A 12,879-nucleotide genomic window follows, 5' to 3' on the forward strand; every position below is an offset into this window, starting at 1 on the left:
ATGGCCAAGACGATACGCTTCAACGCTTTCCAGATGAATACCGTGGGCCACCAGTCGCCAGGACTGTGGACCCATCCGCGCGACCAGAGCCACCGCTATACCGATCCGCAACACTGGACCGAACTGGCGCGGCTGCTGGAAGCGGGCCTGTTCGACGCCATCTTCCTGGCCGATGTGCTGGGCGTGTATGACGTGTACCAGGGCGGCGTAGCAGCGGCATTGAAACATGGCGTGCAAGTGCCGCTGAACGACCCGCTGGCACTGGTGCCCATCATGGCGCAGGCGACGACACACCTGGGTTTCGGCGTCACCTGCGCCCTCACCTATGAACATCCGTACACGTTCGCGCGGCGCATTTCCACGCTCGATCACCTGACCGGCGGGCGCATCGGCTGGAATATCGTCACCGGTTATCTCGATAGCGCGGCGCGCAACCTGGGCCTGAACCAGCAGCTGGGCCACGATGAGCGCTACGACCTGGCCGATGAATACCTGGACGTAGTCTACAAACTGTGGGAAAAAAGCTGGGAAAACGATGCCGTGGTCAATGACAAGGCAAGCGGCATCTACACCGACCCGGCCAAAGTCCACCCGATCAACCATCACGGGCGCCATTACCAGGTGCCCGGCATCCATTTGTGCGAACCGTCGCCGCAACGCACGCCGCTGCTCTACCAGGCAGGTACGTCACCACGCGGCACGCGCTTTGCGGCGCGCCATGCAGAAGCGACGTTTGTCAGTGGCCCCAGCAAGACGGTGGTGAAACGCTACGCCGACGACTTGCGCGCCGCCGTGCGCCAGGCAGGCCGCGATGGCGACGCGCTGGTGATTTACGCGCAGGCGCTGATCATCACGGGCGTCACCGAAGCAGAGGCACGCGCGAAATATGAAGATTACCGCAGCCATATCGATATCGAGGCGGCGCTGGCGCTGCTATCCGGCTGGACCGGCGTGGACTTCAGCCGCTATCCGCTGGACGCCACCATCGACTATATCGACCTGGACGCAGGCCGCTCGGCGCTCGCGTCCTTCAGCCAGGCGGACCCCGACCGCAAATGGACGGTGCGCGAGGCCGCCGAATATATCGGCCTGGGTGGACGCGGCCCCGTGATTGTCGGCGATGTGCGCCAGGTGGCCGACCAGCTGGAAAGCTGGATAGACGACACCGGTATCGACGGTTTTAACCTGGCCTTTGCCGTGGCCCACGACAGCATGGCCGATGTGGTGACGCATATCGTGCCGGAACTGCAACGGCGCGGCCGCTACCGCCACAGTTACGAAGACGGTGCCTTGCGCCACAAGGTATTCGGCCAGGGGCCGCGCCTGCCAGAGCGCCACGCAGGGCGCCAGGTCAGTATCGCTCCCGCTCCCGCCACGACACGCGCAGCAGCGTGAACCCGCAATCAAGGAAACCATGAAACGCAGAACCCTGTTACAGCTGGCCGCCAGCGGCGCCGCGATTGCCGCCCTGCCCACCCTGGCTCGCTCCGCAGCGCAAGTCACCACGCCATTAAAAGAACTGCGCCTGGACTATGCGTACTATTCACCTGTGAGCCTGGTCTTGCGCCGTTTCGGCTGGCTGGAAGAAGCCTTCAAGCCTGAAGGCACCAGCATCAAATGGGTCTTCAGCGCAGGCAGCAACCGCGCGCTGGAATACCTGAACGCCAACAGCATCGATATCGGATCGAGCGCCGGCCTGTCGGCCTTGCTGGCCCGCGCCAATGGCAACCCTATCCGCGCGCCCTATATCTTTTCGCGGCCCGAATGGACCGCGCTGGTGGTGCGCAAGGATAGTCCCATCCGCAGCATCGCCGACTTGAAAGGCAAGAAGGTGGCAGCCACCAAGGGCACCGATCCTTATCTGTTCCTGCTGCGCGCGCTGAAAACGGCGGGGCTCAAACGCAGCGATATCGAACATGTGAGCCTGCAGCACGCCGATGGCCGCGCCGCGCTGGAACAGGGCAAGGTCGATGCCTGGGCCGGCCTCGACCCGCATATGGCGGCCAGCGAACTGGAAGCAGGTTCGCGCCTGTTTTACCGCAACGTAGCCTTCAATACCTATGGTTTCTTGAACGTGCGTGAAGACTTCCTGGCCAGCCGACCCGCCGAAACGGCCAAGGTGATACAGGCCTACGAACGGGCGCGCGCCTGGGTGATTGACAACCCGGCCGAGGCGTCGAAAATCCTCGCCGAGGAAGCCAAGGTCAGCCTGCCGGTGGCCCTGCTGCAAGTCAAGCTGCGCAGTGATTTCAGCAATCCGCAACCATCGACCGAGCACGTCAAGGCGCTGCAGCTGGCCGCGCCCATCCTGGTCGAAGAAGCACTGGTCAAACCGGGCACGGACGTGAACCGCGCCATTGCGGAACTGGTCGATACACGCTTCGCCCGGCCTTACATCAAAGTATAAGCTGCATCATGAACAAGCAGACGCTGGCTGCCACTACGGCGGCTTCCCCTTCCCCGCCAAGCAAACTACGCCTGCCGCGCGCCGCCTGGGGTTTGTTATTACCCTTGCTTGCGCTGCTGGTGGCCGAAGTGGGCGTGCGCAGCGGCGTCATCCCCGACAACCTGCTGCCCGCCCCCAGTGAAATCGCCACCACGATTGCGGAGCTGGCACGGCACGGCCTGGCCGGCCATGTGCTGGCCAGTACCGTGCGCGTCGCCATCGGCTTTGCGGGCGGCGCCTTGCTGGCCATCGTGCTTGGTGCCGCCGTGGGTTTGAACCGCACGGCCGAAGCGTTACTGGACCCCACCTTCCAGGCGCTGCGCGCCATACCTTCACTGGCCTGGGTGCCCTTGCTGCTGCTGTGGCTAGGCATCGATGAAGCGCCCAAGCTGGTGTTGATTGGCATCGGCGCCTTTTTCCCCGTCTACATGGGCGTGGCCTCGGGCATCCGCGATGTGGACCGCAAGCTGATCGACGCTGCCCGGCTATACCGCTTGAGCCGCTTTGCGCTGGCGCGGCGCGTGCTGCTGCCTGCCGCCTTGCCGGCGATTTTTACAGGGCTGCGCAATGGCCTGAGCCTGGCATGGATGTTCATGGTGGCGGCCGAACTGATCGCCGCCAGCCAGGGCCTGGGCTATTTGCTTAGCGACGGCCGGGAAACGAGCCGCGCCGATATCGTGCTGGCCGCCATCGTGCTGCTGGCACTTTTGGGCAAAGCCAGCGACAGCCTGATGCGCCGCCTGGAAAACCGTTTGCTGGCATGGCGCGACAGCTATGCGCCAAGCTGAAAAACCATGACGACACTATTAGACATCAACGTCCACGAAAAAAGCTACGGTCCCCGCCGCGTGCTGCACAATCTGCAGCTGCAACTGCGCCAGGGCGAGATCGTCAGCCTGATCGGCGCCAGTGGCTGCGGCAAGAGCAGCCTGCTATCGATCGTGGCGGGGCTGGACGGCGACTTTCGCGGCAAGGTTTTACTCGATGGCCTACCGCTGGACGGCGTTCACGCCGATATTGGCTTGATCTTCCAGGAACCACGCTTGTTTCCCTGGCTGACGGTGGCGCAAAATATCGCCTTCGGCCTGGGAGCCGGCGGCAAGCACGATCCCCGCGTAGCGGCGCTGCTGGAAGAAGTGGGCTTGCAAGGCCATGCAGCCAGCCTGCCCAAGCAGCTGTCGGGCGGCCAGGCGCAGCGGGCGGCGATTGCCCGTGGCCTGTTTGGCCAGCCCCGCATTTTGCTGCTCGATGAACCGTTTTCCGCCGTCGACGCGTTTACCCGCATGAAGCTGCAAGACTTGCTGGCAACCGTCGCCGCCAGGCACGGCTTGACGGTGCTGCTGGTCACGCACGATATCGATGAAGCGCTGTACCTGAGCGACCGCATCGTCATGCTCGACACGCGCGCCGGTCCGCCGCGCGGCCATTACGATGTGACGCAGCTCCGGCCACGCACGCGCGCACCAGCGGCGCAGGCGGCTTTGAAAGACAGCATTCTCGCCGAACTGCACGCAGCACACGCGATTTAGTCTTTATCGGACTGCATCCGTGTTTGCATACCATGCCATTCCATGTCAGCATACGCCACCCCGGCACACCTGATAAGGATAGCAATGCCCTTCACACTGACACGCGCCCTGCTTCTCCCCACACTATTCGCCAGCTCTGCGGCATTTGCCCAAACGCCCGATGCCACCGCCCTGAATGCGGACCAGACGCCGTTCCGCATCTATGCCAACACCTATTATGTGGGCGTCAAGGGTGTCAGTTCCGTGCTGGTCACGTCGCCGGAAGGCCATGTGCTGATCGACGGCGGCTTGCCTGAATCAGCGGCAAAGATCATCGCCAATATCGCCACCCTGGGATTTCGCATCGAAGACGTGAAGATGATCCTTAACTCGCACGGCCACTACGATCAGGCGGGCGGCCTGGCCGAACTACAGCAGCGCAGCGATGCGCTGGTCGTGGCCAGCCCGTCTTCCGCGCTGGACCTGGCGGCGGGCGAAGTGGGACCGGACGATCCGCAATACAAGGCGCAGCCCAACTATCCCCCCGTGACCGACATGCGACTGGCGCGCGACGGCAACCATTTTTATGTCGGTCCCATCAAGCTGACGGCCTACACCACGCCCGGCCACACGCCCGGTGGCTTGAGCTGGACCTGGCAATCGTGCGAGGGCAAGCGCTGCCTGAACATGGTGTATGCAGACGACCTCGATCCCGTGTCGCGGCCCGGCTTCAAGTTCAGCGCCAGCAGCGAATATCCGAACGCGCTCGACGATTTCCAGCACAGCTTTGAAACCTTGGAACACCTGCCCTGCGACGTACTGATTTCCGCCCGTCCTGAAGCGTCGAAACTGTGGCAAAGGCTGGAGCTGAGCGCAACAAAAGGCAGCGCGGCCTTTATCGACCCGCAAGCCTGCCACGCTTATGTAGCCGAAGCGCGCACTGCACTGGAGACGCGCCTGCGCAGCGAAAAGGAATAAAGCGTCAACCGTGCGCGCCAGGAAGGCGCCGGTCTGCTAATCTGCGGTGTGACCATTTTGCCATAATCAGGAGTTTTCGCATGTTGACCTTCTCCCGCCTGATACCTCTCGGCTTTGTAGTATTGATCGCTGGCTGCACGCAAACCGCACCGGCCACCAGCACGACAGGCAGCAGCCCGATCGCTGCGACCGCGCCAGCCAATCCACCACTGCCGCTGGTGGGCACCCACTGGAAACTGAAGGAACTGGCTGGCCAGGCCATCACGCGCACTCCACCTCAGCAGCAAGACATCACCCTGCTGCTCGATGGCGGCCGTGTCAGCGGCAATAGCGGCTGCAACCGGATGATGGGCGCCTACGGCACCAATGGCAGCAGTACGCTGACGTTCTCGCAATTTGCCGGTACCATGATGGCTTGCCAGCCGGCCGACATGGAGCTGGAACAGCAAGTGCTCAAGCGCCTGTCCACCGTCAACGGCTACCGTTATGATGGACAGGATTTGCTGCTGACCAGCGATGGCGTTGTGGTGGCCAGGTATGAGGCCACGGCCAAACACTTTTAATCACCGCGCTAATCACTGCGTGTCTGCGCCTGCGACACGTTGCTGCCGGCTGGCACGCTATGTGTCAGCCACACATTCCCCCCGACTGTCGATCCTGCGCCGATGATGATGCGCCCCAGCACGGTCGCGCCCGCGTAGATCACCACGTCGTCCTCGACGATCGGATGGCGCGGCGTGCCCTTGATCAGGGCGCCCGTATCGTCCGCTGGAAAACGCTTGGCGCCCAGGGTCACGGCCTGGTACAGGCGCACGCGCTGGCCGATGATGGCCGTCTCGCCGATCACCACCCCGGTTCCATGGTCGATAAAGAAGCTGGCGCCGATTTGCGCGCCGGGGTGGATATCGATGCCCGTCAGGGTATGCGCGATATCGGCGATCAGGCGCGCCAGGAATGGTGAACCCAGCACGTGCAGCTGGTGCGCCAGGCGGTGGTACAGGATGGCGATGGTGCCCGGGTAGCACAGCATGATTTCCGCCACCGAGGTGGCGGCCGGGTCGCCCGCATACGCAGCCTGCACGTCGGACACCAGCAGTGCGCGGATGCCAGGCAGGCTGGCGGCAAATGCGCGCGTGATGTCGCGTGCCTGCTGCGCCAGGGCCGCATCATCGTTCCCTGCATGGCTTTCATCATCGGCCCGCACGGAAAACAGTAACCCGCGACGCACCTGTTCGCTCAAGCGGTTCAGGGTCGTGTTGAGAGTATCGCCGACAAAATAGTCGATGCTTTCATCGGTCAGGTTCGGCCGCCCGTAATGCGTGGGAAACAGCGCCGCCGACAGGCCGTTGACGATGGTCGTCAAGGCCTCGCGCGACGGCAGCTCGCGCACCCGTCCATTGTGGCGAATCTTGTGCTTTTCTTCGCGCGAAACGCGCAGCGCCTGGATCACAGGCTCCAGATTCCACTGTGCCGATTCGTCGGCAGGCGCCAAGGGGTAGCTGCTAGTCATGCGGTGTCAATCCAAAAAACGGCGTACAGGCCGGGTCGCCCCAGCTTAGCCGCCAACAGGCAAAAACCTAAAGAAGATTTCCACTCCTGCATATGTGAAAAACGCATATGCATCCTTGCCACCCTGCTATCAGCTTGCCCGGCGCCCTACCCGATTGCGGGGACTCGCGTAAAATGATGGCCTAACGAAAACATATTTCAACATGACTAAATTATTAACATGGATTTTGGCGGGCCTGGCGATGGTCGGACCGCTTGCAATTGATACCTATCTGCCGTCTTTCCCCGCCATCGTGCACGATTTTAATGCCAGCCCCCTGCTGGTGCAGCAAACCCTGAGCTTCTTCCTGTTCACGTTTGCCTTCATGATGCTGTTTTATGGCACTGTTTCCGATTCCTTCGGCCGCCGTCCCGTCATTCTCGTCTCGCTGGTGCTGTATGTGATCGCGTCCGTGGGCGCCGCACTGGCGCCGTCGCTGGGCTGGCTGCTGGCCTGGCGCGTTCTGCAAGGCCTGTCGGCGGGGGCCGGCTCGGTGATCGGCCGCGCCATCGTGCAAGACCGCTATTCGGGCGCGGAAGCGCAAAAAATCCTCTCGCATATCATGATGGTATTCGCGCTGGCGCCCGCAATCGCTCCCGTGCTGGGCGGCTGGCTGCAAGTAGCGTTGGGCTGGCGGGCAATCTTCTGGTTCCTGACCTCCTTCGGCGCGCTGATGTTTATCGTCGTGTACCGCGCCCTGCCGGAAAGCCTGCCGAAAGAACAGCGCCATGCCTTCCACGTGGGCAGCATCGCCGTCAATTACTGGAAAGTGCTGTGCCACCGCCAGTTCCTGCTGCTGTCGACGGCCATCGGTGCGGCGTTTGGCGGCTTCGCGCTGTACATCGGTTCAGCCGCCTACTTCATCATCGATATCCTGCATCTGCCGGAGACGGCGTTTGCCTGGCTGTTCATTCCCCTGATCAGCGGCATGGTGATCGGCTCGGCCCTGTCGGCCCGCATCGCCCACCGCTACAGCCAGCGCCAGCTGATTTGGGCCGGTTTCGTGCTGATGCTGGTGGCCGCGCTGGCCAATATCGGCTACAACTACTTCTTTGCCGCCGAAGTGCCATGGGCCGTGCTGCCCCTGTTCTTCTATTCGTTCGCCCTGTCGATCGCCATGCCGCCGATGACCCTGATGGCCCTGAACCACTTCCCCAACAACAGCGGCCTGGCGTCATCGATGCAATCGTTCATCCAGATGCTGCTGTTCGCCCTCGTCTCGGGACTGGTCGCGCCGCTGCTGTTCGACAGCGCCCTGAACCTGGCGTATGGCGTGATGGGTGGCCTGATCGTGAGCCTGGCATGCTGGGCGCTGGCGCAGGTCGGCAATTCCTCAGTCAAAAGCGCCTGAAAAATATCAGGGCCAGGGCGCAGGCGTCGTATCCAGATACTGCGCCCCGCCTTCTTCCGGTTTCGGCTCGGCCGCATTTTCAGGCTGATTCAAGGGCCCAGCCGGCGAGCGCAAGCTGAGGATTTCCTTGCGCGCTTCGACAAAATCGGCTGAACTCAAGGGGTTTTTCTGATCAGGCCAATGACTGACGGCCCATTCCTGCAAGCCCTCGAAGCGCCGCCACAATTCCGCAATAAACGCGCGGCGCGCTGCTTCTTTGGCTTCTTCCAGTTGCTGGGGCGTCTTCGCAACGCCCTCGCCCACAGATTCACTCACAGATTCATTCACATTCGCTGGCATGATCGCTCCTGGCTGATGGTGTGCGCACCATGTTAAGCCAGAAACGAAAAATCTTCCGTACGCGAGCGAACGTCCAGCTTATTGTGGCATCTTGCGAAAACCCACGGCGAGACGGTTCCAGGTATTGATGCTGCCAATCGCCAGGGTCACGTTGACCATTTCCGCCGGCGACAACTCGGCTTCCAGCGCTGCATAATCTTCATCGCCTGCATGGTTTTGCGGCAGCAGGGTCAGCGCTTCCGTCCAGGCCAGCACGGCGCGTTCACGCGGTGTAAAAAATGGCGTTTCGCGCCAGACGGCAACCGCGTACAGGCGGCGCTCCGATTCGCCGGCCTTGCGCGCATCGCTGGTATGCATGTCCACGCAAAAAGCACAGCCATTGATTTGCGAAGCGCGCAAACGGATCAGCTCCAGCAAGGAGTGCTCCAGGCCCAGTTTGGCAATCGCCGCTTCCAGTGCGTACATGGCCTTGACGGCGTCGGGTGAGGCCGATGTGAAATCGAGTCGTTGCTGTGTCATGATGCATTCCTTGATAAAAGTAAAGATGCCTTATTGTAGGAGCGCAGTACCGTTGCGCGGCAGGCCAATCCGGCCGAAAAAAAGCAGACCAACAGCAGGCGATCAGCAGACCATTCATGGAATTACACATCACTATCGACGGCACGCGCGACCTGAGCGGCCAACTCTACCGCCAGCTCAGCGAAGCGATCCGCAGCGGGCGCCTGGCCGACGGTCAGCAATTGCCACCCACGCGCCTGCTGGCCAGCCAGCTGGGACTGTCACGCAAGACGGTCTCCGACGTGTATGAAAAGTTGGGCTACGAGCAACTTCTGGTAGGAAAAGTGGGCGTGGGCAGCTTCGTGCAAACGCCGCACGCTTCACCGCAGCGCCGCAATGCCAGCACGCAACTGGCCAGCGCCGGGCGGATTGCGCGCTGGGAAGCGGCACCGGTACCGCTGCGCCACTCGGCGCAGGAAGCGCCAGCCCGCTATGCCTTTATCGGTGGACGGGCCACACCCTCGCACTTCCCGCAGGATGAGTGGCGTGCCTGCGTGCAATACGCCGTGCGCCAGGATGTGCAGGCACGGGGCCGCTATGGCCCCGTAGAAGGCTTGCCGGCATTGCGCACGGCGATTGCCGGCCATGCCGCCTTCAGCCGGGGCATTCATTGCAGACCGGAACAAGTATTGGTGTGCAGCGGCGCGCAGCAGGCATTGAGCCTGCTGGCGCAAACCCTGCTCGAGCCCGGCGATACGGTCGTCGTGGAAGAGCCGGGCTACCCCGTGGCGCGCCAGGTGTTCGTTGCCCAGGGGGCACGCGTGGTAGGGGTGGATGTGGACGAAGATGGACTCAACGTCGAGCAGATACCGGACGGTACGCGGCTGATTTATGTGACGCCAGCGCATCAATTTCCACTCGGTATGCCGATGAGCATGGCGCGCAGGCATGCTCTGCTGGAACGCGCGCGGCACCTGGGCGCCATCATTATCGAAGACGATTACGACAGCGCCTTCCGCTATGAAGGCCGGCCCACGGATTCGCTGCAAAGCATGGACCGCTATGGGCTGGTGGCCCACGTGGGCAGCTTTTCCAAGATCATGCTGCCGGAATTGCGCCTGGGCTATGTGGTACTGCCCCTGGCCATCGTGCAAGCCGTACAGACGGCGAAATACCTCAATGATTGCCACACGGCCAGCCTGGGGCAGCATGCGCTGGCCAAGTTTATCCAGGATGGCCACTTGCTGCGCCATATACGCCGCTGCCACGATATCTATGCGGGGCGCCGCGAACGGCTGCAGTACTGGTTTGACGGCGCCCTGTCACCATGGTTCCGCCTGGTGCCGGCCAGCGCCGGCTTTCACGTGGCCGCGCTGGCGCAGGCGCCGCTCGATATCGTGGAACTGCTGCGCCGCGCGCGCCTGGCCGACATCAGCCTGTATGCGCTGTCCGGCTTTTATCATGGGCCGGCCCGCCACGAAGGCCTGTTCCTCGGTTACGGCGCCATCGACAAGCTCGACATCGATACGGCGCTGGCCATCGTGCACACTATCTTGCAGGAGATGGCGCCAGTAGTCTGAGTTAGCGCCCTCTTGCCCAGGCAATAATGCTATTGGCGTCCATGGCGCCCGGCTGGCGCGCCACTTCCCGGCCGCCACGGAACAGGGCCAAAGTGGGAATGCTGCGGATATTGAAACGGCTACCCAGGTCTTGCGAAGCTTCCGTATTGACCTTGACGACACGGAAATCTGGCTCCAGCGACTTGGCCGCCTGTGCATACCAGGGCGCCATCGTGCGGCAAGGACCGCACCAGGGCGCCCAGAAATCGACCAGTACGGGAATGTCCGTGCGCTCTATATGCTTGAGGAAACGGGCACTGGCCAGGTCGACTGGCTGGCCCGTAAACAAATCTTTCTGGCACTTGCCGCACGTGGGCTGCTCGCGCAGGCGCGCTGGCGGCAAGCGGTTGACAGCGTCGCAATGAGGGCAAACGATGTGCAGGGCGTCGGACGTGGTAGAGGTCATGGCTATCCTTTCAACTTTTAACTTGCAACAAGCAGGTATTTTAAGGCGTAGCGCGCCGTTCCGAAAACACTGTTACTGCCGCGTTTGCTGTACCCTCTGTTGTAGAAAAAAAGTTTCCACGCAGGAGAACCATGGACATGCCACACAATACGCTGGAGAGCACCTTGGCGCAGCAAAAGGCTGCCTATCTGGCCCAACCCGCCCCCACGCTAGCTGAACGCCGGCGCGACCTGCTGACGCTGCAGCGCTTTATCCGCGACCACAAGGCAGCCCTGTGCGAAGCGATCAGCGCCGACTATGGCAACCGGTCCAGCCACGAAACTTTGCTGACGGAAATTTTTCCCGCCATCGATGGCATCGACCATGTCTTGAAGCACTTGCGTTCCTGGATGAAGCCGCAGCGGCGGGCTGTGGACTGGCGCAACTTTTTTGGCGCGCGCAACCGTGTGATCCCGCAAGCGCTGGGCGTGGTGGGCGTGATCGTGCCGTGGAATTTTCCACTGAACCTGAGTTTGATACCGCTCACCTACATCTTTGCGGCTGGCAACCGCGCCATGGTCAAGATGAGCGAGAATTCGCGCCACCTGGCCAGGCTGCTGATAGCCAAAATACCCGATTATTTTCCACCGGATAAATTGCAATTTTTCGATGAAACGGGCGGCGTAGGCATCGCTTTTTCGCAACTGCCCTTCGACCATTTGCTGTTTACAGGATCGGGCCAGACGGGCCGCGCCGTGATGGCGGCAGCGGCGCGCAATCTGTGCCCCGTCACCCTGGAGCTGGGCGGCAAGGCGCCAGCCATCGTCTGTGACGACTTTCCGCTGCGCACGGCCGCCGAGCGCATCCTGTTCGTGAAATACCTGAATGCGGGCCAGATCTGCACCACCGTCGATCATGCCTGGCTGCCGGCAGCCAGCATCGATGAATTCGTGGCGCATGCGCGCGCCATCGTGCCGGCGCGCTATCCACAGCTCGATACGCCAGACTACACGTCGATTATCGACCAGCCTTCATTCGAACGGCTGTTGCAGGCGCTCGACGATGCGCGGGAACGGGGGGCACACGTCATTTCATTGCTGCCGGGGCCGGCCTTTGACCGGGCCAGCCGCAAGATCGCACCGCATATCGTGATCGACGCACCCGAAGACAGTGTGCTGCTGACACGTGAAATCTTTGGTCCTATCTTGCCGCTACGCAGCTATGCAAGCCTGGAAACGGTGATCGACAGCATCAATGCGGGGCCGCGTCCGCTGGCCATCTATCCGTTCAGCCATGATCAAGCCACGGTGCAGACGCTGATCACCCGCGTGATGTCGGGCGGCGTGTCCGTCAACGACGCCCTGTTCCATGTGGGCCAGCACGACTTGCCATTCGGCGGCGTGGGCGATTCCGGCATGGGCCACTATCACGGCCACGAAGGATTCCTCACATTTTCCAAGCTGCGTCCCGTGTTTTACCAGGCCCGTTACAGCGCGCTGAAATTGCTGTGGCCGCCGTATGGCAAACTGGCCAGCCGCGTGCTGGCCTTTCTGACCCGCTGATTAAAAGAACAGCGAAGCGGCAATCGCCCACATCACGAGCGCAATGATGCCGTCCAGCACGCGCCAGGCCATGGGCTTGGCGAACACGGGCGCCAGGTAGCGGGCGCCAAAACCCAGCAGGAAGAACCACAGGGCCGAAGCCATGATGGCGCCGCCGGCAAAGTAAAAGCGGCCTATGCCTTCATGCTGGCCACCGATGGAGCCCAGCAGGATTACCGTATCGAGGAAGGCGTGCGGGTTCAGCAGGCTGAACGCCAGCGCCGCGCCGATCACGGCCCAGTAACCTTCAGGCGCCTTGGCGGTCGAAGCCGTCAAGGCAGATGGACGCCAAGCCGATTTGGCGGCGCGCAAGCCATAGGCGATCAAGAAGGTCGCGCCACCAGCCTTGGCCCACAACAAGAAGTTGGGATTGTCGGCAATCACGCTACCCATGCCGGCCACGCCAGCGGTAATCAGCATGGCGTCGCACAGCAGGCACACCAGGATGCAAGTGAGCACGTAATGGCGCTTCAAGCCCTGTTTCAGCAAGAAAGCGTTTTGTGTGCCGATGGCAACGATCAAGCTCGCGCCCAAACCCATGCCTTTCAAGAAGATAGTGCTGTCCATATCGATTCCTTTTGAGTGCTTCCCAGATTGCGCACGGC

General features: G+C 62.0%; 14 protein-coding genes. 9 read left to right on the forward strand and 5 right to left on the reverse strand.

What is annotated here, in order from left to right:
- The 6 genes from HDE75_RS13655 to HDE75_RS13680 all read left to right on the forward strand — a co-directional run bounded on the left by HDE75_RS13655 (position 1) and on the right by HDE75_RS13680 (position 5,495).
- A complete protein-coding gene (locus tag HDE75_RS13655) occupies positions 1 to 1,395 on the forward strand; it encodes an LLM class flavin-dependent oxidoreductase (protein WP_183677153.1) in 1,395 nt (464 codons plus the stop codon).
- Between the two features lie 19 nt (positions 1,396 to 1,414).
- Positions 1,415 to 2,407, forward strand: coding sequence for an aliphatic sulfonate ABC transporter substrate-binding protein (locus HDE75_RS13660; protein ID WP_183677152.1), 993 nt, complete (start codon positions 1,415 to 1,417; stop codon positions 2,405 to 2,407).
- A gap of 8 nt (positions 2,408 to 2,415) precedes the next feature.
- Positions 2,416 to 3,234 (forward strand): ABC transporter permease, encoded by an 819-nt coding sequence (locus HDE75_RS13665; protein WP_183677151.1) that lies wholly within the window; start codon positions 2,416 to 2,418, stop codon positions 3,232 to 3,234.
- Positions 3,235 to 3,240: 6 nt separating this feature from the next.
- Positions 3,241 to 3,975: an ABC transporter ATP-binding protein gene (locus HDE75_RS13670; protein WP_183677150.1), complete on the forward strand. Its 735-nt coding sequence runs from the start codon at positions 3,241 to 3,243 to the stop codon at positions 3,973 to 3,975.
- Between the two features lie 84 nt (positions 3,976 to 4,059).
- On the forward strand, positions 4,060 to 4,932 hold the full coding sequence (gene bla / locus HDE75_RS13675; protein WP_183677149.1) for a subclass B3 metallo-beta-lactamase: 873 nt from the start codon (positions 4,060 to 4,062) through the stop codon (positions 4,930 to 4,932).
- 80 nt (positions 4,933 to 5,012) lie between these two features.
- Positions 5,013 to 5,495, forward strand: coding sequence for an META domain-containing protein (locus tag HDE75_RS13680; RefSeq protein WP_183677148.1), 483 nt, complete (start codon positions 5,013 to 5,015; stop codon positions 5,493 to 5,495).
- A gap of 8 nt (positions 5,496 to 5,503) precedes the next feature.
- On the opposite strand, the gene epsC is transcribed toward HDE75_RS13680, so the two are convergent.
- On the reverse strand, positions 5,504 to 6,442 hold the full coding sequence (gene epsC, locus HDE75_RS13685; protein ID WP_183677147.1) for a serine O-acetyltransferase EpsC: 939 nt from the start codon (positions 6,440 to 6,442) through the stop codon (positions 5,504 to 5,506).
- Positions 6,443 to 6,644: 202 nt separating this feature from the next.
- Here epsC and HDE75_RS13690 point away from each other — a divergent pair, with 202 nt between their 5' ends.
- Complete coding sequence (locus HDE75_RS13690) at positions 6,645 to 7,832, forward strand: multidrug effflux MFS transporter (RefSeq protein ID WP_183677146.1); 1,188 nt, start codon at positions 6,645 to 6,647, stop codon at positions 7,830 to 7,832.
- 6 nt (positions 7,833 to 7,838) lie between these two features.
- On the opposite strand, the gene HDE75_RS13695 is transcribed toward HDE75_RS13690, so the two are convergent.
- Both HDE75_RS13695 and HDE75_RS13700 read right to left on the reverse strand, forming a co-directional pair.
- The gene (locus tag HDE75_RS13695; protein WP_260174038.1) at positions 7,839 to 8,171 is read right to left on the reverse strand and encodes a hypothetical protein; all 333 of its coding nucleotides are present in this window, start codon (positions 8,169 to 8,171) and stop codon (positions 7,839 to 7,841) included.
- Between the two features lie 78 nt (positions 8,172 to 8,249).
- On the reverse strand, positions 8,250 to 8,690 hold the full coding sequence (locus HDE75_RS13700) for a carboxymuconolactone decarboxylase family protein (protein ID WP_183677145.1): 441 nt from the start codon (positions 8,688 to 8,690) through the stop codon (positions 8,250 to 8,252).
- Between the two features lie 116 nt (positions 8,691 to 8,806).
- Between HDE75_RS13700 and pdxR the strand changes: the two genes are divergently transcribed.
- A complete protein-coding gene (gene pdxR / locus HDE75_RS13705) occupies positions 8,807 to 10,249 on the forward strand; it encodes a MocR-like pyridoxine biosynthesis transcription factor PdxR (RefSeq protein ID WP_183677144.1) in 1,443 nt (480 codons plus the stop codon).
- Between the two features lies 1 nt (position 10,250).
- Here the strand turns inward: pdxR and trxC are convergent, their stop codons facing one another.
- Positions 10,251 to 10,694, reverse strand: coding sequence for a thioredoxin TrxC (gene trxC / locus HDE75_RS13710; RefSeq protein WP_183677143.1), 444 nt, complete (start codon positions 10,692 to 10,694; stop codon positions 10,251 to 10,253).
- A 131-nt stretch (positions 10,695 to 10,825) separates the two neighbouring features.
- Here trxC and HDE75_RS13715 point away from each other — a divergent pair, with 131 nt between their 5' ends.
- On the forward strand, positions 10,826 to 12,235 hold the full coding sequence (locus HDE75_RS13715; protein WP_183677142.1) for a coniferyl aldehyde dehydrogenase: 1,410 nt from the start codon (positions 10,826 to 10,828) through the stop codon (positions 12,233 to 12,235).
- Here the strand turns inward: HDE75_RS13715 and HDE75_RS13720 are convergent, their stop codons facing one another.
- On the reverse strand, positions 12,236 to 12,841 hold the full coding sequence (locus HDE75_RS13720) for a LysE/ArgO family amino acid transporter (protein WP_183677141.1): 606 nt from the start codon (positions 12,839 to 12,841) through the stop codon (positions 12,236 to 12,238).
- Between the last annotated feature and the right edge of the window lie 38 nt (positions 12,842 to 12,879).

Source organism: Janthinobacterium silvisoli, from assembly GCF_014200725.1.
GTDB lineage: Bacteria > Pseudomonadota > Gammaproteobacteria > Burkholderiales > Burkholderiaceae_D > Janthinobacterium.